Origin of the sequence: Flagellimonas ochracea (assembly GCF_009903685.1) — a bacterium.
Taxonomy (GTDB): domain Bacteria; phylum Bacteroidota; class Bacteroidia; order Flavobacteriales; family Flavobacteriaceae; genus Flagellimonas; species Flagellimonas ochracea.
Genome location: NZ_JAAABI010000006.1, coordinates 1 through 21,800 on the forward strand (window position 1 = coordinate 1; position 21,800 = coordinate 21,800).

Below are 21,800 nucleotides of genomic sequence, written 5' to 3' on the forward strand. Positions count from 1 at the left end.
CTTGCATAACCGAACTTCATCTTAGGTGTAAAAAAGGGTATATAAGGTAAACTATTTAAGTGTACCGAAAAAGTAAACTCTTTAGAATCAGTGAACTCGTTTTACAATGAAAGTTCAATAAAACGGTCCTATTTATATATGACGAACTTTACCATTATCTAAACTTACATTCATCATAAACTTTCTTTCCACCGGTAGATTATATTTAATTACCATTGAACTGAAAATATTTGATTACATTTATATTCAAATAAGTTCATTTTAAACCCAAGCGCAATCCTGTTGGCAATTAGGTGCGCACGGAGAAAAAATAAAATTATAACTTTTTGAATATCAAATAGATAAATTACAAGTTGTGACCCTGCCGCGGTCACTTAAAGCGTAGACCCTGTATGAAAATGCAGGGTTTTGTTTTTCTTTAACCATCCAACAGTCTGAATGTTTAGAATGAACAAAACTGACAACTTACTCGAAGCCAAAGAATTTATCATTTGGAACCTTAACAAAAAGTTGTCACTCAAAATTATTGCTCGGGAAGCGGGGCTAAACGAATACACCCTTAAAACAAAGTTCAAGGAAATTTTTGGCCAAAGCGTTATTGATTTTTTTATTGACCTAAAACTGAAAAGGGCATTTGGGGAGATTCAGGAGACCGATAAAAAAAATCACATCAATAGCATACGAAGCAGGGTATTCCAGTGTGGGTAATTTCTCCAATGCTTTTTATAAGCGATACGGTTTTAGACCAAGTGACTTGCGAAAATAGACTTACTATTTAATACGTGTAACTGAAGACCTACTAACCAATAGCACTAGAAATTAACCAAAACGATATAACTCCCGATTGAGATTTACAAGACTTATATCTTCATTACCCTATCTTTACAATAAGACCTTTCGCTATGAATATTTGGGAAATACTATTGCTGTTTTTTGCCCTTCAAGGATTAATGACTTCCTTTTTTCTTTTAACAAAAAAAAGTGCTTCTAAATTCGCCAATACCATATGGGGAATATTTTTATTGCTCTTTTCACTAAATATAGTCTACAACATACTGTTCTGGGCCTACAATGATTGGAGACTTACCGTTTCATTAAATCTAGTGTACCTAATACCTTTTTCACTTTACGGTCCCTTGTTTTATTTATATATCAATGCCTTGGTCAAAAATGGGACAATTTCATGGAAAAAAATGTTGCCGCATTTTGTTCCTACACTCCTTATTATTGTGAACTTTTCATATTATTTCAGCTTGCCAGTGGAAACCAAAATTGTTTTGGAGGATGAGGGTGGTTTTGGCAATTCCTTTTTGGTTAACCCAAGGGCAGTATATGTTGTAGTATCCGTTATAATGTTAACCTATTCATTTTTGACATTTAAAACGGTAAAGGAAGCATTTAAACAGGATCCAGAGATGAAGTTATGGTTGACCATTACAACCGGAGTGTTTTTCTTGTTTGGTATTTCCTGGGTCGTATATTTTGTTTTACTCAGACTAGGCGTTCTGGAATTAAGCCATGATTACTTCATTGCGTTTTTTATGGTCTCCCAAATTGCAATTACCACGTATTTCGGTTTCAATTATTCCGAAGTATTCAATGGCAAAGCCTTGAATAAAGTTTTTCCGTTGATTAAATATCAAAAATCGGGGCTGTCAAAAAGAGTGCTCCATGAATATAAAGAAAAACTACTGAGTATCATGGAATCAAACACACTTTATTTGGATTCCGAATTGAAATTGACGGATTTAGCAGATGAGTTACATGTTTCAAGGCACCATGCCTCCCAAATTATAAACGAGTGTTTTGGAATGAGTTTTTACGAGTATATCAATAAGTACAGAATTGAAGAGGCGGAAAAACTCTTGACGGACGAAAAAGCTTCCGACCTCAATATTACGGATATCGCTTTCAAGGCCGGTTTCAACAATCGCATGTCTTTCTATAATGCATTCAAGAAACATGTTGGGGTAACCCCTTCAGAATTCCGTAGCCAAAAAATGATGAACGCTTCATAAAGAAAGTCACATTTATTTCATTCAATTATGATTTCTAATCCTTAACAATTAATAATTCGATTACTGACCTGTTATAAGTTAATAATATTGTTTAGAGATCAATCTGATATTTTAACTGCTTTTTCCCTTAAATGAAAATGCCAGACAGAATCTTTGGAAGTTTTAATATCAGTATCACGAACAAAAAGGGCCTTGTATAATTTCATCCGCAAAGTAGATTGCACATATTCCGTAACAGTATCGGTAATTTGAAATTGGGCCTTGGAGGTATGTATTAGCTCTTCTTCCATAAAGTCAATATTACCTTGCATCAATACTTTGATGGGCCAAGCAGAGCTTATCCATAAACTTTCGTGCCTTCTATAAATGCCGTTGAAATTAAGATAGACGATATCCATCGCATTTGACTTGTTCGGTCTTTTAAAATTATAGGTGCATTTGACAAATTGTTCGTTTGCCGCATATTCGCATTTTAAAGTTCCTTTTAAATTTCTTGGATTTTCAGTTTTTGGTCCATAAATCCGTTCAACGTTCCACTCACCAATTAAAAAGGAAAAATCTTTAGTTGAACCTATTACACTGTCCTTTTGAGCATAGACGAAAGAAAGTGATAATAGAAACAACCAATAAAGTGCATATTTAATCATATGATCAAAGAATAAAAAATAAAGTCCCTAATCTGTTATTCATCATACAGTCACAAAAAAGATTTATCGAATTTTTTTATCCACAGCATCGAAAAAAAGGCCCCAAATAAATAGGGCCTTTTTTCATAATACGATGTTTTCGTTTTACAGATTATCCAGGCAATAATCCAAAAGTTCAACACCAGCTGCCGGACTAGGCTCTAAATCAACAACTACATTTCCATTGGCGGAGGTAACCTGTGCAGAAATCTCTTCGTCAAAAGAACCTGAATTGAAGATAACGGATATGACTTCTGTATCTACAGGAACATCAAAACTAAAACTAGCGCTTCCCCCAGTATTAAAAGTATAATTTGTTGTCTCGCCATCGATGGTTATGTCCAGGCTAGCTCCGTTCCAGCCATCACCAAATGAATCTTGCATTTCAATAGACCATGTGCCGGGCGTTGGTACAGTAGGTGGACAAACAATAGTAGCCAAATAGTTGAATGGAGCTTGAAAAAAGGAGCCTCCAGATATATTTGCCGCTACATCGGTATTGGTAAAAGTTCTACCATCTGTAAGGTTGGCAACCAGCCTAACATTTATTTGGTCACCTCCAAAAATTGCGTTAGAATCATTGGGCACCCCAAGAGCATTCAAAACTTCTTGGTAGACTAAAGAAAAAGTTGCTCTCGGCAGACCAAAAGGGCCTGTGGAAAACTCGGATGCAGGTACAGTGGTAAACAACGTTTCCGTGCTGGTGGTATTTCCATTGAAATCGTTATTGTCCACAAAATTGATATATACGTCCACACTGGAAAGTAATCCGCCATTTTCATCATCCTGATATTCCATAGTGAGTGTCCATGGGGAATTTGGATCAAATATGTTAAATGAATTGGGATTTATATTAACGGTTCTTATGATGGCCCCTCTTTCGACATTGGGCAACAAAATATCGATTGTTTTATCGTCATCGCTGCAAGCCAACACTAGGAAGGCGAAAGCATACATAAAATATTTCTTTAATTGTTTCATGAAAGTCTTCATTTTAATGTTATTGGAAATCTTGATTAGTTAGCAGGTGGTCCACCTGTTGTATCCCAAAAAACTGGTTCCGCATTAGACGATTTCTGTGTAGAGTTGGAATTTGCATTTACAGATACCGCAGGGTAATACATGGATCGCATGAAATTTCCTGGGTTGGGGTCCTGATTAGGCTGAACTGTGGTTGGAGCACCTGTTCTGCGGTAGAAATTATATGGATCTACTCCGTTCCCATAAAACCCAATAAGCACCTGCTCACCAAGGATATCCCATTGGGTTGCATTGTCCACAACATCGAAATCATTTATCACTCCGGTTATATAACTGGATACATCCACGTCAGATGGCTCAAAAGATCGGTCTGCAGATTGGTCCAAGCCACCAAAAGAGCGTACTTTTTCAATTTGGGCAGTAATAGCCTGATTCAATAAAATACTTGCTTCAGCAGAATTTCCTGCTACCAATGCCATTTCAGCCCTCCAAAAGTCTACCATAAAAGATGTCATTATTGGGGTGATTCCCGCTCCATTAGCTCCAAAGGATGAAGGGTCTGACGGCTGAGCTATTGCAGTAAACGTGCTGTCATCAAAACGACCACCAACTGGGTAAACGCCCCATGTAGCGCGTAACAAACCGTCTGGTGGAATACCTTGTGAATCTCCATGGTCTCTCCCCCAATAACCATTGTCCAGCCAACAGAAGGTAAATCCACCAGCCACATAGTGGGCAGGTGGTTGCTGTAAAGAACACCTCAAAGTTTCTTCATTGGGTTCAATTTCTGCTCCGGGTACAGCTGGAGTTTGTCGATAGATATAATATCTTAATCTAGGATCATCGGTGGTATCCAATTGGTTCATAAGCCAGTTGGACATGTAGTCTGTTCCTCCACCCGCTGTATAATTGATACCATACCGTGGGTGTCTAGCATCCGGATTGGTAGCGCTGGTTGCAGTCCAATTCCACTGAAAATCATCGACAGCATCCTGGATATAATCCCCAGATGCTATAATGGCATTGAAATTGGCTGCCGCATTGCTGTCCACCAAACGTGTGTTCAAATAGAGCCTTAATTTTAAGGTGTTTGCCGCCTTAACCCATTTTCCGTAGTCATTTCCATAAAAGAAATCGTTGGTTGGGTCTGAAATGGGACTGCTATTGAAATTTGCTATAGCTTCGTCCAGCAAAGCGAAGGCTGCCTGATAGACATTAGCACCAGGATCACGAACTGGGTTTTCGATTCCATCCGTTGCCAGTCTAGCAGCCTCGGTATAGGGGATATCCCCAAAGAAATCAACCAGTGAGGTTATCAAATAGGCTTCGATAAACTGTGCTATTCCAATATGTCGGGTAAAACCTGCTTCCTCTGCCAATGGTGTCATAACGCGAATGTCTTGGATGATTCCTCTATACGCATTAATCCATTCGTCATCAAAAACATTCCCTTGAAAACTACTTTGATAGTTGCTTGCGGTTGCATTGGTGAAAGAGGACATACGAGTCAGCTCCATACCAATGATGTTCAGCCCATCGTCACCAGCAGTAAAATTATCCTCGGTAACCGCTGTTCCATCAAGGTGTCGCACGAAATCTTCTTGAATTGCGGTCAAGAAAAAGTTAACATCTGCTTGCTCGGGAACCAAAAAATTAGGGTCCTCCGTGATGTCCAACTCAACTGTTTCACACGAGGTAATCAGCAATATGCAGCTAGACAAGATTGTATATAAATATCTGTTCAATTTTTTCATCGTTGTCAATTTTATTTTTTAAAAAGTTGCTTTAATACTTAGCCCATATCTTCTTGAACTAGGCCCGTTGATAAAATCAAAACCTTGTCCATTCCCAACACCCAATCCTGCGGTATTGGGGTCAAAATTGGCTCCTTTGGGTGTATTAAAAGCTCGAAACCATAGGTTCTGGCCAGAGATTGTAAACGTGAGTCCCCCAAAAGGTGTTTTGTCCAAAAACTTTTTGGGTAACGAATACGCCAAAGACGCCTCTTGCAAGCGAAGTGTTGTCGCGTCGTAAACCTGTAATTCACTAGGTCCAAAAAGTACATTTTGAAAAAAGAAATCCGAATTGTTTATCTGGAACCTATTTGGGTTTCCGTTCAAATCAACGCCTGGAATGACATAGGTGTTTTCTCTGTCATTGGTTTCAGGGATTAGGCCCCTTCCCAATAGTGTAGCAATTGTTGAAGAGTAAATATCACCTCCTTGGGTATAATTCCATTGAAAGCCCAAAGTGAAATTTTTATAGGAAAGCGAGTTGATTATATTGGCGACCCAATCCGGGTTGGGGTCTCCGATTATCCCATCTGTAGGATCTTGCACATACCACCCATTAGTTCCAATAACCGCATTTCCATCATCATCCCTAAGAATTCGAGTTCCGAAAAATGCACCCAACGGCTCACCTTCTATTGCAGCGTTCCCCAAATTGGAAAAACCAGAATATACTACCAAATCAGTATCCAAACCGAGGTCCGTGACAGTGGTTTCATAAGCGGTAAAATTCAAATTTGTCTGCCAATTGAAGCCTCCTTCATCCTTGGCCCTGAACCAGTTCACTCCCAAATCAATCTCAACACCTTCCGATTCGATTTCTCCAATGTTTGTGGCAATCACTGTATTTCCAGTAGCTGGCTCCAAAGGTCTATCCAATATCAGGTCGGTGGTGAAACGTTTGTATACTGAACCTTCCAAGGTGATACGGTTGTTCCAAAAACGGGATTCAATTCCCAATTCAATTTCATTCAGAACTTCTGGCTGTAAATCGGGATTTCCAAAGCGAGCAGGAGTCGAATTGGCCACAACGTTTTGTCCTGAACTATCTTGCGCCTCCCTTACATTAAGACTCAAAGTGTTGGCAATTGGGAACGGGGTAGACTCAAAATTTGCAGAGGAACCAAATCCAGCGCGAATCTTTAGATAATTCAAAACATTTTCTGATTTTAGCCCCTCAAAAACAGCTGTTGGAATAAAGGCAAGACTGGCACTTGGATAGAATTGTGCTTGATTTGCTCGGGCGAAATTGGATACCCAATCATTCCTTGCCGCCAAGGTTAGATATAGGAAATTATCATAATCAAAATCAGCTTGGGCATAGACTCCGACCAAATTCCTTTCCGTAGTCGCTTGAATTGGAAGGGAGTTCAAAAAATTGAAGTGCCTTAATACCCCAAAAGCTTGCTGATTATCACTGGCAACTCCAGTCCTGTTAAAGATTTCTCTTCTAGAGGTAGCTCCAACATTAAAAGTAGACCCGATTTTCTCGGTGATATCGTAGTCTCCGTTGAGTACAAAGTTATGATCCCAAATGGTGTTGGTGTTGTTCCATGTTTCGTAGAAACCACTTAACAATCTAACATCGTTACTGTTACTGTTTACACCTCCCTTATTTTGAAAATTGACATTATTCTCGCTGTAAACATCAATACCAGCTCTATAAATCAAGTTCAAATTGTCATTGATATCATATTGTAGAGAAGCCTGTCCAAAGACTCGGTTCGTCTCTTGGGAGAATTCCGCATTGGCCACCGTCCATAAAGGATGTTGTATGGTATTGTCTTGCCGATAATAAACGCTTCCTCCAGTAACCGGATCTTCGAAAGGCAGACCCTGTATGTCAATGCTTCTGGGCGTAAACCAAAGATCACCAAAGACCGATGATCCCGTTCCAGTTGCCCCACTTCCATTACTTAGAGCTACAGGAGGACTCACGAATTTGCTTCTAGAGAAGTTCAAGGTTCCACTTGCGGTAAACTTGTTGGACAACTTTGCGCTTCCTCCAATACCTAAGGAATTACGCGTTACAGAATTATTTGGTGTAAACCCGTTATCCTTAAGGTGACCATAGTTGATATTATAAGAAACCTTTCCGTCATCCGAAGCACCTCGAACATTGACATTCAATGTTGCAACACCTCCTGTTCTAAAAAATTCACGTACACCATCGTATGGTCTCCATTCATAACGCACTCCTTGAAACTCCGGAAATGCAGCTTGAATTGCTGCTGTAGAAGTGGAGTAAGGATGTGGCAAAGTGCCATTTTCATCTATGGCAGCTTGGTTTCCCCATCCAGCAACACCATCTCTTCTAAAACTAGGACCCCAGTTACTGAAAAACCAACCAAAACTTTGGTCGAACCCGTTTCCGTATTCATTCTGATAATCGGGCAGTGATGCTATTTCATTAAAGAAGAAAGAGCTATTTACTGTTATCTCAGTTTTTTTAGGTCCCGTCCGGGAACTACCCCCTTTCGTAGTGATTAAGATAACCCCGTTTCTTCCCTGTGAACCATAGAGTGTAGCGGCAGCAAGACCTTTAAGTACATTGACGCTTTCGATACTGTTGGGATCTAAATCCAGAAAACGACTGGAGCCACTATTTCCATTAATAAAATCCTGACGAGATCCACCAGGAGCTGCATTATCCGACCCTCCATTTCTACCAGAAGAGTTGGTGGCAGTGCTAAAAGGTACTCCGTCAACGATAAAAAGGGCTTGGTTGCCCGAACTAAAAGAGGAAAGTCCACGAATCACCACATTGGTTCCTGAACCCGAAAGCCCACTCTGATTGGTGATTTGAACCCCAGACGCTTTCCCCTGAAGCACTCTGGCAACATCCCCTTCAGGCCTCGATTCCAATTGCTCTTCATTAACTTCGGCTACGGCATAACCCAAGGCCTGCTTTTCCCTTTTAATACCCAAAGCGGTAACTACTACCTCCTCCAAGGCCTGAGTATCTTCTTGCATTTGAACATTAAGAACATTCTGGGCACCTATAGTTCTTTGCTCCTCTTTTTGACCTATATATGTAAAAAGAAGGACTTGTCCTTCACTGGCTGTAATAGCATAGTTTCCGTCAAAATCCGATTGAGTTCCATTAGTGGTCCCTTCGACCACAATATTTACCCCGGGCAGCGGAAGTCCAGTTTGGTCAGTGACCGTACCAGTGATTGTTTTTTCTTGGGACTGGGCAGATGCCAGACAAAACAGCATCAAAATAAGTGCCCCAAACAGTTTCTTTACTTTCATAGAGTTAAAGTTTTGTTAGTATTTGAAAAATGAGTTAGGCAATTGAGAAAGGCGGGCGGAAGAAAAGGTTATGATAGCTAATTCAAACAATACCTCTATAAAATGAGAACAAAACTCAATGGTTGTTCTGTAGAAGAAGTAAGGCCTCTCACCGCCCTACCTTTACAATTGCACCGTAAAACAATTGAAATAAACCATTTAGGGTGATTGAGCCGATTGGCATTGACATATTTCCCGACCCAGAATTACTTTTACAATTCAACCATTGGGTTAATCCATTAACATACAAGGCTTAAACCAAACTAGATAAGGAATCAAATAAGTGAGGAAATAGTTGATATGATGTTCTCAAACACCACGGTTGTTTGTCTGGTTATTTGGTGCAGACACTTCGGGCCGGTTTATAATTTTAAGATATCTTATGTATAGAAATTTTGTGGTCCAGTAAAGCTCAAAAAGTAAAAATCCCTGCCAATTAAATTGGCAGGGCTTGTTTTTGTTGTATCCGATATCACTACGTGATTGGCTAAGTAATCAAATTGCCTTCATCGTCCCATTTGGCAACAATGTTACGCTTACTTTGGTCGATACATTTCGCCAACCATTCTTCCTCATAGGCCACTCCGTGCTGTTTGAGCACATCTTCAGGTACACCATCCCACACATTGGGCATATTGCCTTTGTACCCCAATTCTTCGATTCCGATTTTTGAGGTGTAGAAACCAGTCAAGGTCAAATTTCGGAGCAAGGAAAAGAAATTTACCGCAGCAGGCCTTTCTTCTTCAGGGATATCAGGATCATAATAAGCTATTTCGTCTAGTATTTCATGCTGCTTTTCCTGTTCCAAAGAAATGAATTCAGCTCCAAATCGTGCATTGCATTGATGATCTAACCACATGAGTCCTCCTCTCAAATTGACCTGCATTTCTGGAATATCCTTTACCATAAATTCAATGAAGTTGGGAACTTCGGCATCCATTGCGCTTTTGTATTCTTCACTTCCGGGCAATATACAATCACATAAAATGGCCAAGGTGGCCATCTCATGAATATTGAAAAACTGTTCTTTTTGGAGTTCTGCGTCCAATTCTCTTTCCTCAGGCGTTCTTCCATAGAAAACCTCCGCCTGCTCTACCACCTGCTCCATCTGCTCATCCCCGGGTTTGCATCCGTGCAAGGCCAAACCACCAGCCACCGAACCCAAAACCAAGGATTTTATACTTTTTCTTCTATCCATTTTCTATAGATTTTGTTTTTTCAGTTGGTCTACGATATAGTCAGAGGCCCTCCATGATAGTGCCAAAATGGTCCAGGTACAGTTTTTGTCAGCCTGTGAAACAAAGGGGCCGGCATCCACCACAAATACATTGTCCACATCGTGTAGTTGTTGAAATTTGTTGGTGACCGAAGTTTTCGGGTCATCTCCCATTCGGGTTGTTCCCACTTCATGTATGATTCTTCCCGGATTCTGCAATCCATAGTCCTGATCCCTGCCGGGCATATCACCCAAAGGGGTTCCTCCCATGTTTTGAATGATTTCAGCAAAGGTTTCCTGCATATGTTTGGCCTGGTTTCTTTCCAAATCGGACCATTTATAATGAAACCGAAGCACTGGTATTCCCCATTGATCGACTGTTGATGGGTCTATCTCGCAGTAATTCTCCTTTCGGGCAATCGATTCTCCCCTACCACTCAATCCCACCAAGGCTCCGTAGTATTTTTTAACATCACTCCGGAGGACATCGCCGTATCCACCCACTTTGGTGCCAAAAAACTTGTTGAATTCGTTCACATTGAATCCAAAACCGTAGTTCGGCATACCCATTCCTCCCCAAATTTCAATATGGTATCCCCTAGGGAAATTCAACTTGGAATTATCACCCCACCATGGAGAATACACATGCATTCCTCCAACCCCATCTTCGTTATAGGACACCTTGCGATTCATGAGGTCAGGAATAAATCCAACGCGGTCTCCACCTGTTGAGTCGTGCAGGTATTTTCCAACATGGTCACTACTGTTGCCCAATCCATTGGGGTGTTGTGAACTTTTGGAGTTCAACAGTATTCTTGCCGAACTACAGGCAGATGCACCCAATACCACCACCCTTCCCTTTAGTTTGTATTCCTTTCGGTCTTCCTTGTTGATGTAGGAAACACCCGTGGCCCTGCCTTCATTATCTGTAGTGACCTCTCGTACCACACAGTTGACAAACAAATCCACTTGTCCTCCACTCTTCTGGGCGGGAAATATTAAACAGGTGCCTGCTGAGAAATCGGCATACACCTGACAGGCCCTGCTACATTGTCCACAGTAAAAACAAACACCCCTTTCCTTATTTATACGCTTGGTCAACATGGACATTCGGGATGGATAGACCGGGATTTTGCTTTTTCTGGCACCGCGTATGTAGAATAATTCATGCAAACGGGGTTTCGGAGGAGGTAAAAAGAATCCGTCAGGGTCATTCGGCAACCCTTCGTTTGTGCCAAAAACGCCAATAAGTTTGTCTACCTTGTCGTAGTAGGGTTTCACATCCTCATAACCTATGGGCCAGTTTTCCCCATAACCATCAACATTTTTATGCTTAAAATCTTTTGGGCCAAAGCGCAATGAGATTCGTCCCCAGTGATTTGTTCTTCCACCAAGCATATGAGACCTGTACCAATCAAACTTGGTCCCGTCTTTATGCGTATAGGGTTCTCCCTCAATTTCCCATCCGCCATAGGCGGCATCAAAGTCACCAAACGGGCGAACAGTGGGGGCTCCTCTTCTTGGACTTTCCCAAGGCCACTTTAACTGAGTTTGATGTTTTGGGTCTGCAGGATCAAAAAAGGGGCCTGCCTCTACAACGGCCACGCTTAGGCCAGCATCGGCCAAAACCTTAGTGGCCATACCTCCACCGGCTCCAGAACCTACAACAATTGCATCATAAACTTTAGCGTTTTCTATTATCTGCATGGAAGATATGTGTCCGTATTCAAAAAAATGATTCTTCCCATTAATTCAGATGTGTAAACTGCATACTCCAGACAATTATCTAATTTATCGGGGAAAAGCATCTTTTTAAAGGTATGGAAATTCTGCAAAACAGAAGTTGGATATCTTAACACTGCTACAAGAATAGAGCAAGAGAAAAGACTATTGTTGGTTTCTTTCCAGCTTGAAAGAATCTAAGGTTGCCTGTTGTTGTTTCAGCCGTGCTTTCAGTTGTTGGTTTTCATCAAGATATTGCAACTGTAATTGCTCCATTTTGCGTTCAAAATCATCTAAGGGAACATATTCTGGTTCCAAAAAAGTTGCCTTGAAAATACTAACGATGGTAAACAAAAAACTAATCCCGATGGCTACAATCAAAGTGATGAGCAGGTTCTTTTCTCGTTTCAAGCCTGCTGAGTTCTTTTTTAGCAGCTGTTTTTCATCTTTGGAAAGTTTACGATCATTGGATAACTGGTCTAAAAAAGTATCCCATTTTTCCTCTTCTTTTACGTACATTTCCATGAATCCGCCTTCATTCAAAAAACCTTGGGTGTACGAAGTGGATGCGAGCATGAATATTTCCTGCCCATTTCCACTCATAATGTCCAAAAGTTCCGAATCGTATTCCTGAATTTCCTTAACGAGTTTTTCCACAAATTGAAGGTCATAATTGGGCCTTAAAAACTCGTCATACAGTGTTTGTATTTCAAAATAATCCTTGCGCTCCAACGCATATTCTAAAAAACGATCTTTCAGTTCGGCTTTAAAGAATTCGCTCATTACCGGAGAAAAGATTAGAAGTTAGATGTTGTTCCTTGCAATTGCCACAAAGTTATTTGAAATGTTTTAAGACAGGAGCATGTAACGAAGAAGAATTTATGATATAGATGTGGGAAAGCTATGTTTTTTTGAAGAAACTCAAAAAATCATATGATTTCAGCGCTTAAACCTGCTTGCAGTAATTTGGAGCATCGGGGTTTTAAATAGGAATATTCTCCTGTTTTCACCGTGCATTTTCCATTGTAATGCACAATTAGGGAGCACTGCTCCGCTTGTTCGGGTGTGTGGTCGCAAACATCGATCAAGGTGGAGATAACATGATCGAAAGTATTCACATCATCATTAAACAACACAATTTCGTTTTGCTTAACCGTTTCTTCTTCCAAAAGAAGTTCTTCCAGGCCTTTTTCCTTGATTCCCATAGTTCTGGAGTTTACTTTTCTAATTTACATATTTTGCGGAAACCCAATTATTCTTTTCCAACTTTTTTTCAAATTCCAAACCACGGTCCGCACATTTTGAGGAAATAGCATTTAAATCCTCCAAATAAAATCCACTTAAAAAAAGTATTCCTCCAGTATTTAGGCATTCGGCATAAGCAGGAATATCTTCAAGCAAGGTATTTCGGTTGATGTTTGCCAAAATTACGTCATACTTTTTACCGCATAACAGACTTTTGTCCCCCTGAAACACTTGAATATCCTCGCAATCATTTCTTTCCACATTCTCTTTGGCGTTTAAATAACACCATTCATCCACATCAATGGCATCCACGGACACAGCTCCTTTCATTTTGGCTAGAATGGCCAATACACCAGTGCCACAGCCCATATCCAACACTGCTTTACCTACAAAGTCGGTATCCAATATATGTTGTAGCATCATGTGGGTGGTTTCATGGTGACCCGTGCCAAAGCTCATTTTGGGTTCAATGACAATGTCATATTCCACCTGTTCGGGAGGATGAAAAGGTGCTCTGACCATACACTTTTCCCCAACTTTTATGGGTTGAAAGTTCTTCTCCCATTCGGCATTCCAATTTTGCTGCTGGATTTTTTTATGGGACCAATCAATTTTAAAGTTCGGATGGTACAAAGCGGAAACATCTTTTAAAATAGATGCTTTCCAATCGGTTTCTTGAATGTAGGCCAGAAGTCCGGTTTCGGTTTCCACAAAACTCTCAAAACCAACTTCGCCCAATTCAGCAATTAAAATATCAGTTGCTGGCTGAATGGGTTTTATTGTAAAACTGTACTCTAAGTAAATCAAACCAAAAACGGTTAAATAGCTTTTATAATAGCTACAAAATCATCCGCTTTAAGCGATGCGCCACCAATGAGGCCACCGTCCACATCTGGCTTGGAAAAAATATCGGAGGCGTTGTTGGGCTTTACACTTCCACCATAGAGAATGGAAACGGCATCAGCAACTGAATCATTGTATTTTTTGGCAATGGTATTGCGGATAAATGCATGCATTTCCTGTGCTTGCTCTGGACTCGCAGTCTCTCCAGTACCGATGGCCCAAACGGGCTCATAGGCCAATACAATATGTTTCCAGGCCTGTGCGTCCAAATGGAAAAGTCCGTTTTTCAACTGATTTTCCACCACTGAAAAGTGGTTTCCAGATTTGCGTTCTTCGAGCTCTTCCCCAAAACAGAAAATTACCTTCATATGTTTATCGACCGCCGTTTTCACTTTTTTGGCCAAAAGTTCATCCGTCTCCCCAAAATAAGCACGTCTTTCCGAATGCCCCAAAATGACCGTGTCCACCCCAATATTCAATAGCATATCTGCAGAGATTTCCCCCGTATAGGCTCCATTTTCTGCAAAATGCATGTTTTGGGCCGCTACTTCGATGGTAGAGGATTCCAGAGCCCTCGTTGAGACTTCTAGATTAACAAAGGTTGGTGCCACGATGACCTGTGCATCCGTATCGGGCAATTTTGCCGAAAGTTCAGCAAGCAATGTCTCGGTTTCATCGCGGTTATTGTTCATTTTCCAGTTTCCGGCAACTATTTTCGTTCTCATAGTGGTAGTGTTCTTATGTATCTATTAAAATTTCAATTGGTCGAGGTCATTGTAGTGCACTTTTTGGCGAATGGTCCCTCGTTCTAAAACCAAGATGGCGGGATTGGAACGTACAATCGTCTTCAATGTGGTTTCATCCGTGAAGTAAAAATCAAATTCCAATCCATAGTTATTTATAAAAGTCTCCTTTAGTTCATCACTTGATGCGGACATGCCAATCACGGTATACCCTTTTTCGATGGCTTCTGATGTTACCTGTTCCACCTGATTAAAAACATCTTGATTGCTTTTGAAAAGGTCGTAGGCAACGACCATCACCAATTTATCTTCGTTCAAAAGTTCATTGGCATAATCTTGTCCCTCTTTTTCAATGGTAAAGTCGTGAATGGGGGGCTCGTATCCTTTTTGGATTTCGGTAGTTTCCACATCAATAAATTCTCCATCCACTGATGGATATTCTCCATTGGTAACCACAATCTTGTCCTTTCCTTCAACCTTAAACCTCCAGGCATATTCATAAATGGCCTGGGGTGCATCTTCAGGAACACTCATGCCCTCTTGTATGTTTGCCCCAATTTTATATGGTCTAAAATCTACTGTTGGCAAATGGTTCAACACATGATTGGCGAAAAGGCCACACAACAACACTGCAATACCCCCTAAAATCCAGTTGGTCTTGGCCTTGAACAGGGGCGTAATAAACTTTCTGCCATAAAAAAGCACAAGAATCAAAATCAGTAGCACTACGTCTTTGGTAAACGATTCCCAAGGAGTGAGCTTTATGGCATCCCCAAAACACCCACAATCCGTCACCTTATTGAAATAGGCCGAATAAAAGGTGAGAAATGTAAAGAAGATAATCATGAGTAGAAGGCTCCACACGGTAAATTTGGGCTTGAAACCAATCAACAGCAAAATGCCCAAAATCACCTCAATAATGACAACGAAAATGGATATTCCCAAAGCCAGAGGCATCAAAAAAGGTAAATCAAGCACTCCTTGGCTAAAATATTCTTCCAGTTTAAAGGAAAAACCAACAGGGTCGTTCAATTTGATGAGGCCACTGATAATAAACAAGGCCCCAACCACTATTCTTGAAATCCAAACCACGTATCTCATGCTTGTTCGCTTAAATGAATCATTGCAAAAACGGCATAGTTGACAATATCCTGATAGTTTGCATCTATACCTTCGCTCACCAAAGTTTCCCCCGCATTATCCTCTATCTGTTTTACGCGCAACAATTTTTGAAGAATTAAATCGGTCAGGGAGCTAACACGTATATCACGCCAGGCCTCACCGTAGTCATGGTTTTTGTCCTCCATCAATTTTTTGGTTTTGGCCACTTCTTCATCATAAAGGGCAACAGCTTCTTTGGCACTTAAATCGGGCTGTTCCACCACTCCCTTTTTTAGTTGGATAAGTGCCATGATGGCGTAATTGATAATCCCAATAAACTCAGATTGTTCCCCTTCATCCACTTTCCTGACCTCATTTTGCTGCAGGCTCCTAATCCGTTGGGCCTTGATGAATATTTGGTCGGTGAGGGAGGGTAATCTTAAAATGCGCCAAGCGGTTCCATAATCTTGGGCCTTCTTCAAGAACAATTCCCTACAGGTGTGGATCACGGCATCATATTGTTGGGAGGTATGCTGCATGTATTCTTACTAATTTGCGTAAATTTCGTCAAAATGTGGGTGCCTAAAAAGCACTTTGCCAAAGATAAACAAACACAACAAAGCAGGTATTTTTTATGACCTTAAACTGCAAAGGAGCGCTGATAGACCTAAGCAGCCCTAAAGTAATGGGCATTCTTAACCTTACCCCTGATTCATTTTACGATGGTGGAAAATATAAGAACAGGGATGCCATATTATCCCGAACGGAACAGATGTTGGAAGATGGTGCTACCTTTATTGATATGGGCGCCTACAGTTCCCGTCCGGGTGCCGAACACGTCTCCGAAGATGTGGAAATGAAACGGATGCTGCCCATTTTGGAACTAATCTTGAAAAACTTTCCAGATACCTTGGTCTCCATCGATACATTTCGAAGCAAAATGGCTGAGGCCTGTTTGGAACGTGGTGCGGCCATGATCAACGATATTTCAGCAGGAAATCTGGACCCAAAAATGTTCCAGATTATTGCCCAAAATCAAGTTCCGTATGTAATGATGCATCTGAAAGGCACTCCCCAGTCCATGCAGAAGGAAGCTCAATATGATGATTTGATAAAGGATTTATTGTTCTATTTTTCCCAAAAAGTGCTCGAGGCTACATCAAAAAAAATAAATGATATTATTATTGACCCAGGTTTTGGATTTGCCAAGACAACTTCACAAAACTATACCCTGTTGAACCATTTGGACCTGTTCCATAGTTTGGGATGTCCCATTTTGATTGGTTTAAGCAGAAAGTCGATGATTTATAAAATTCTGGAATCCTCCCCCAAGGAAGCGCTCAATGGAACTACATGCCTGCACACAATCGCCTTGTTAAAAGGAGCGAACATTTTACGCGTGCATGATGTAAAAGAGGCCATGGAATGCATTGCACTTGTGGAGGCTTTGAAGGCAAATGCCCTTTAATTTTTTGTTCTGCTATTTTTGCTAATTTTACAAAAACACCGCGGTTGGATTTTCTAAATTTTCTCGAATTCAAGATCACAGATGTAATTGACATTGTTCTCGTGGCCGCACTCCTCTATTATATCTACAAACTGGTCAAGGGAACCGTGGCCATCAACATTTTTATTGGCATCGTAATTGTTTGGGCGCTTTGGAAACTTACCGAACTTATACAAATGAAAATGATAAGTAGTATGGTCGGTGGGTTCATGAACATTGGCTTGATTGCACTAATCATTGTTTTTCAACAGGAAATCAGAAAGTTTTTGCTGATGGTCGGTTCCACGAATTTTGCCTCTAAACGAAATTTTATTCGGCATTTCAAGTTTTTAAAGCAAGAGGGCATGCCCACGGATATGAATGTAGAAGCGGTTGTAGGTGCCTGTGAGCGAATGGGGGTGACCAAAACTGGTGCCCTTATCGTAATGGAGAGAACCAATTCCCTGGATTTTATCAAATCTACCGGTGATTCCATGAACATTGAGATTACACAGCCCATTTTGGAGAGTATTTTCTTCAAGAACAGCCCATTGCATGATGGTGCCGCTATCATTCAAGATAATTACATCACTGCGACAAGGGTCATATTGCCTGTTTCAAATGACCGAAGCATTCCTCTTCGGTTTGGCCTAAGACACCGTGCCGCAGTGGGCATCAGTGAAAAAACCGATGCGCTTTGTTTGGTGGTCAGTGAGGAAACCGGCGCAATCACTTACATTAAGAACGGAGATTTTGTTCCTTTTAAGAGTACTGACGAACTAATCGCCATGATCAAAAAAGATTTGGAATAATGGTATGCAAAAATTGTGATGCAGGCCTTCAATCCAATTTTGACTATTGTCCTTCTTGTGGCGCAAAAATTATCCGTAATAGACTGACCTTCAAAAATGTAATGAAAGATGTAAGTGTTCAACTTTTAAGCTTGGACAATACTTTCCTGAAGACGTTTAGGCATATGTTCTTGCAGCCGCACGAAGTAATTGAAAGCTATGTTTCTGGAATCCGGAAAAAATACATGAATCCGATAAGCTATTTTGCTATAGCCATCACCCTTTCAGGTCTTCTTTTCTTTGTTTTAAGAAATGTATACAATGTTGATTTGACCCAGAACAGTTTTTCCGACGTGGAGACTTCTGAGATGGATTTCCTGTTTGATTATCAAGGGGTTTTAGCCTATTTGATCATGCCCATTTATGCATTGATGACTTGGCTCTTTTTTTTGGATCGGAAGAAATTCAATTACACCGAACATCTTGTTGCCAATGCCTACATTATTGGTCAATTATCCTTTGTTCAAATACTGATATGCCTACCGTTGTTTGGTTTTTTTAGTATTCCGTATGATATTTTCAACTGGATTTTTACCGTTATAACAGTTACCTTTCAATTTTTTGTGCTCAAAAAGATTCATCAGACCGGTGTTTGGTCAACTTTACTTCGTGGTCTAGGTTACCTTATTCTTTTAGTTGTTGTTATGTTGGCCATGGGAATGCTAATTGTGCTTGTTGGCTTACTAACGGGGATAATGAATATTGAAGATTTCAGGCCCCAGGTGTGATCAGGCTACTTCCTCGGCCAAAAATTGCGCTTCGTATAAATCGTTGTAATATCCACCTTTGGCCAACAGTTCTTTGTGAGTACCCATTTCCACAATTTTACCGGCGTCCATTACAATTATTTTATCTGCCTTTTGAATGGTTGCCAAGCGGTGGGCAATGATAATGGAAGTCCGGCCCTCTGTAATTTTATCGGTAGCCTGTTGAATTAATTGTTCTGAATACGTATCCACGGAAGAAGTAGCCTCATCCAGAATTAAAATACTTGGATTGCTAACATAGGCCCTCAAAAAGGCAATAAGCTGTCGTTGTCCACTGGAGAGCATGCTCCCCCGTTCTTTTACATTGTATTGATATCCTTCGGGCAGACTGGAGATAAACTCGTGCACGCCAATTTGTTTTGCGGCCAGCTCAATTTCTTCCAGGGTCACGGATTCATCCCGAAGGGAAATATTGTTTGCAATCGAGTCTGCGAACAAGAATACATCTTGCAACACAATGGCAATATGCGATCGAAGGGATTGAAGGGTATAATCGTCGATACGGTGTCCGTCGATCAAAATTTCTCCTGAATGAATTTCATAAAAGCGATTGAGCAAGTTGATTATGGTAGACTTGCCCGCCCCTGTAGCGCCAACAATGGCTATGGTTTCACCGGCCTTTACCTTGAACGAAATGCCGTGGAGCACTTCTTCATCCTCCACATAACCAAAACGGACATCCCTGAACTCGATATTCCCTTTTACATCTTCCTTGTCCAATTTTCCCGTATCGGCAATGTGGCTTTCAGTATCCAAAATCTTGAAAACCCGATTTGCAGCTACCATTCCCATTTGTAGGGTATTGAACTTATCCGCAATTTGACGTAGCGGTCTAAAAAGCAGGTCCATCAAAAAGAAAAAGGCAAAGATGGCACCTGTATCGTTAAGACCTACATTCTCCATATTTTGAATGACTCCAAAGTATACCACCAAGCCAATTCCTATGGAATAGGATATCTCGGCCACAGGAAAAAAGATGGAGTTGTACCACACTGTTCTCAACCAAGCATTTTGATGTTTTTCATTGATTACGCGAAACTTTTCTTTTTCAATCTCCTCCCTATTGAACAATTGAACAATCTTCATGCCTGCTATTCGTTCCTGCACAAAGGAGTTGAGGTTGGACACTTGGGCACGCACTTCAATAAAGGCCACCTTCATGGCCTGTTGAAATAATCGGGTGGCTATTAAGATTACAGGTAAAATGGCAAACACGATCAAAGCCAATTTCCAACTGGTGTAAAGCATTATTGCAGCTCCCAGAAGCATTTTCAGTACGTCTGCGATAATCATAAAAAAACCCTGACTGAATATTTCCCCTATACGTTGCATATCGGCTACGGCCCGGGTCACCAACACCCCAATGGAGGAATTGTCAAAATAGGTCATTTTAAAGCCCATCATTTTTTTGAAAAGTCGCACCCGGATATCCCTAATGACCGACTCTCCCAACAAGTTGGCAAAATAGTTGAAAGACAACTGTGTTATTACCTGACCCAACAATACCCCAAGCATCATCAAAATCAAGGTCAAAAGAACTTCACTATCTTTATTTTCAAGCGCTTGATTGATGATTCTTCGAACCAAAAGGGGAATTTCCACTGCGAAGGCCGCTGACAGTACTGCTGCGATGGCCACAATCCAAAAAATCGCCCGATACGGTTTGGTATGGGCAAAAACCCTTTTGAAAAGGCCAAAATCAAATGCCTTGCCTATTTCATCTTTCTTGTTCATCTACAATTTCTTTGGGGTATATAACCTTGGTCAAATATAATCCTTTTGCAGGGACAGAAACCCCTGCCTTACTTCGATTTTTGCTTTCAATTATCTGGTTTATCTGCTCTGGCTTCATCTTGCCTGTGCCAACATCCAATAAGGTTCCGACCACAGCTCGTACCATGTTTCTCAAAAATCTATCTGCAGTTATGGTAAAAATCAATTTGTCTTCCTGCTTCTGCCAAAACGCTTTTTTCACGTCACAAGTGAAGGTTTTAACGTCTGAATTAGATTTTGAAAAAGATTCAAAATCGGTATGTTCCAAAAGGAAGGATGCAGCCTTGTTCATGGCATCAATATTCAATAGATGTTTCACAAAATGGGCATAATCTGAATAAAACGGATTCTTACGTTGCACTAACCAGTATTCGTAGGTTCGTTCTACGGCATCAAAACGTGCATGAGCATCGGGTTTCACCTTAAAGATTTCCTGAACAGCAATGTCTTCTGGTAGAAAGGCATTCAGCCTATGCACCAAGTCCTGCACGTCTGCCAGTACTTCAACGTCGAAATGTGCAAACATTTCTTTGGCATGGACTCCGGCATCCGTCCTCCCTGCCCCGACAACCTCAATTGTGCTACGAAGTAATGTGGACAACGCTTTTTCCAACGTTTCTTGTAACGTAATGGCATTGGGCTGGTTTTGCCAGCCATGATAGGCTTTGCCGAAATAGGAAAATCGGATAAAATATCTCAAAAGAATCCTTTACTTTTAAGGTCCTAAAGATAATTCAATCCAATCCATTTGATGTGGGACCCTCCTTTTTTAGCAAATTTTTAGCGTAATGACGAAAATTTTGTTGCTGTCAGACACCCATGGCCATATGGATAAAACTATTTTGAAATACGCTGCCCAGGCAGACGAAATTTGGCATGCTGGGGACATTGGCAGCCTGACCGTTACGGATGAATTGAAAAGTGTGACTCCAGTACGTGCAGTATATGGCAACATAGACGATCATTTAGTGCAAAGAGAGTTTCCAGAGCACAACAGGTTTATGTGTGAAGATGTGGACGTATGGATCACACATATTGGTGGATATCCCGGTAGCTATAACATGAGGATAAGAGATGAAATCAAAAAAAATCCGCCCAAATTATTCATCTGCGGGCATTCGCATATTTTGAAAGTAATGAACGATAAGAAATTGAATTTGCTGCATATGAATCCTGGGGCTTGCGGAAAACATGGGTTTCATACCATCAGAACCATGCTACGATTTGTGATACATGGAGACAAAATATCCGATTTGGAAGTAATAGAATTGGGCAAAAGATAAG

Annotated in this window: 20 protein-coding genes; 6 read left to right on the plus strand and 14 right to left on the minus strand. The window is 40.8% G+C overall.

What is annotated here, in order from left to right; all coding sequences use genetic code 11:
* The first annotated feature begins 447 nt into the window (after nt 1–447).
* Complete coding sequence (locus GTQ34_RS13950; protein ID WP_166524430.1) at nt 448–708, plus strand: helix-turn-helix domain-containing protein; 261 nt, start codon at nt 448–450, stop codon at nt 706–708.
* 194 nt (nt 709–902) lie between these two features.
* Nucleotides 903–2,018 carry a helix-turn-helix domain-containing protein gene (locus tag GTQ34_RS13955; RefSeq protein ID WP_166524431.1) on the plus strand — a complete coding sequence of 372 codons (1,116 nt, stop codon included), beginning with the start codon at nt 903–905 and terminating at the stop codon, nt 2,016–2,018.
* Nucleotides 2,019–2,116: 98 nt separating this feature from the next.
* Here GTQ34_RS13955 and GTQ34_RS13960 read toward each other — a convergent pair whose 3' ends face one another.
* The 12 genes from GTQ34_RS13960 to GTQ34_RS14015 form a co-directional block, all read right to left on the minus strand.
* Entirely contained in the window at nt 2,117–2,665 is a 549-nt protein-coding gene (locus tag GTQ34_RS13960; protein WP_166524432.1) for a hypothetical protein, read from the minus strand.
* 144 nt (nt 2,666–2,809) lie between these two features.
* On the minus strand, nt 2,810–3,685 hold the full coding sequence (locus GTQ34_RS13965) for a hypothetical protein (RefSeq protein ID WP_166524433.1): 876 nt from the start codon (nt 3,683–3,685) through the stop codon (nt 2,810–2,812).
* Nucleotides 3,686–3,720: 35 nt separating this feature from the next.
* Complete coding sequence (locus GTQ34_RS13970) at nt 3,721–5,439, minus strand: SusD/RagB family nutrient-binding outer membrane lipoprotein (RefSeq protein WP_166524434.1); 1,719 nt, start codon at nt 5,437–5,439, stop codon at nt 3,721–3,723.
* 18 nt (nt 5,440–5,457) lie between these two features.
* Nucleotides 5,458–8,730 carry a SusC/RagA family TonB-linked outer membrane protein gene (locus GTQ34_RS13975; RefSeq protein WP_166524435.1) on the minus strand — a complete coding sequence of 1,091 codons (3,273 nt, stop codon included), beginning with the start codon at nt 8,728–8,730 and terminating at the stop codon, nt 5,458–5,460.
* Nucleotides 8,731–9,256: 526 nt separating this feature from the next.
* On the minus strand, nt 9,257–9,967 hold the full coding sequence (locus GTQ34_RS13980; RefSeq protein ID WP_166524436.1) for a gluconate 2-dehydrogenase subunit 3 family protein: 711 nt from the start codon (nt 9,965–9,967) through the stop codon (nt 9,257–9,259).
* A gap of 3 nt (nt 9,968–9,970) precedes the next feature.
* Entirely contained in the window at nt 9,971–11,692 is a 1,722-nt protein-coding gene (locus GTQ34_RS13985) for a GMC family oxidoreductase (protein ID WP_166524437.1), read from the minus strand.
* Nucleotides 11,693–11,872: 180 nt separating this feature from the next.
* A complete protein-coding gene (locus tag GTQ34_RS13990) occupies nt 11,873–12,490 on the minus strand; it encodes a hypothetical protein (RefSeq protein ID WP_166524438.1) in 618 nt (205 codons plus the stop codon).
* A gap of 146 nt (nt 12,491–12,636) precedes the next feature.
* A complete protein-coding gene (locus GTQ34_RS13995; protein ID WP_166524439.1) occupies nt 12,637–12,912 on the minus strand; it encodes an ATP-dependent Clp protease adaptor ClpS in 276 nt (91 codons plus the stop codon).
* A 19-nt stretch (nt 12,913–12,931) separates the two neighbouring features.
* Nucleotides 12,932–13,759 carry a 50S ribosomal protein L11 methyltransferase gene (gene prmA / locus GTQ34_RS14000; RefSeq protein ID WP_166524440.1) on the minus strand — a complete coding sequence of 276 codons (828 nt, stop codon included), beginning with the start codon at nt 13,757–13,759 and terminating at the stop codon, nt 12,932–12,934.
* Nucleotides 13,760–13,770: 11 nt separating this feature from the next.
* Nucleotides 13,771–14,520 (minus strand): triose-phosphate isomerase, encoded by a 750-nt coding sequence (gene tpiA, locus GTQ34_RS14005; RefSeq protein WP_166524441.1) that lies wholly within the window; start codon nt 14,518–14,520, stop codon nt 13,771–13,773.
* Nucleotides 14,521–14,544: 24 nt separating this feature from the next.
* Entirely contained in the window at nt 14,545–15,639 is a 1,095-nt protein-coding gene (locus GTQ34_RS14010) for a BT_3928 family protein (protein ID WP_166524442.1), read from the minus strand.
* Nucleotides 15,636–16,178: a DUF1599 domain-containing protein gene (locus GTQ34_RS14015; RefSeq protein WP_166524443.1), complete on the minus strand. Its 543-nt coding sequence runs from the start codon at nt 16,176–16,178 to the stop codon at nt 15,636–15,638. The genes GTQ34_RS14010 and GTQ34_RS14015 overlap by 4 nt, the downstream gene beginning before the upstream one ends.
* Before the next feature lie 95 nt (nt 16,179–16,273).
* On the opposite strand from GTQ34_RS14015, the gene folP reads away from it, so the two are divergent.
* From folP to GTQ34_RS14030, 3 genes are read left to right on the plus strand one after another with little or no spacing between them, the layout of a single operon-like run.
* Nucleotides 16,274–17,107, plus strand: coding sequence for a dihydropteroate synthase (folP, locus tag GTQ34_RS14020; RefSeq protein ID WP_166524444.1), 834 nt, complete (start codon nt 16,274–16,276; stop codon nt 17,105–17,107).
* Nucleotides 17,108–17,151: 44 nt separating this feature from the next.
* On the plus strand, nt 17,152–17,937 hold the full coding sequence (gene cdaA / locus GTQ34_RS14025; protein ID WP_166524445.1) for a diadenylate cyclase CdaA: 786 nt from the start codon (nt 17,152–17,154) through the stop codon (nt 17,935–17,937).
* On the plus strand, nt 17,937–18,704 hold the full coding sequence (locus tag GTQ34_RS14030; protein ID WP_166524446.1) for a DUF3667 domain-containing protein: 768 nt from the start codon (nt 17,937–17,939) through the stop codon (nt 18,702–18,704). The genes cdaA and GTQ34_RS14030 overlap by 1 nt, the downstream gene beginning before the upstream one ends.
* Here GTQ34_RS14030 and GTQ34_RS14035 read toward each other — a convergent pair whose 3' ends face one another.
* Together GTQ34_RS14035 and truA are read right to left on the minus strand one after the other, a co-directional pair.
* Nucleotides 18,705–20,477, minus strand: a complete 1,773-nt coding sequence (locus GTQ34_RS14035) for an ABC transporter ATP-binding protein (protein ID WP_166524447.1) — start codon at nt 20,475–20,477, stop codon at nt 18,705–18,707.
* The gene (gene truA, locus GTQ34_RS14040) at nt 20,461–21,216 is read right to left on the minus strand and encodes a tRNA pseudouridine(38-40) synthase TruA (RefSeq protein WP_166524448.1); all 756 of its coding nucleotides are present in this window, start codon (nt 21,214–21,216) and stop codon (nt 20,461–20,463) included. The genes GTQ34_RS14035 and truA overlap by 17 nt, the downstream gene beginning before the upstream one ends.
* A gap of 88 nt (nt 21,217–21,304) precedes the next feature.
* On the opposite strand from truA, the gene GTQ34_RS14045 reads away from it, so the two are divergent.
* Nucleotides 21,305–21,799, plus strand: coding sequence for a metallophosphoesterase family protein (locus GTQ34_RS14045; protein ID WP_166524449.1), 495 nt, complete (start codon nt 21,305–21,307; stop codon nt 21,797–21,799).
* Nucleotide 21,800 lies beyond the last annotated feature (1 nt).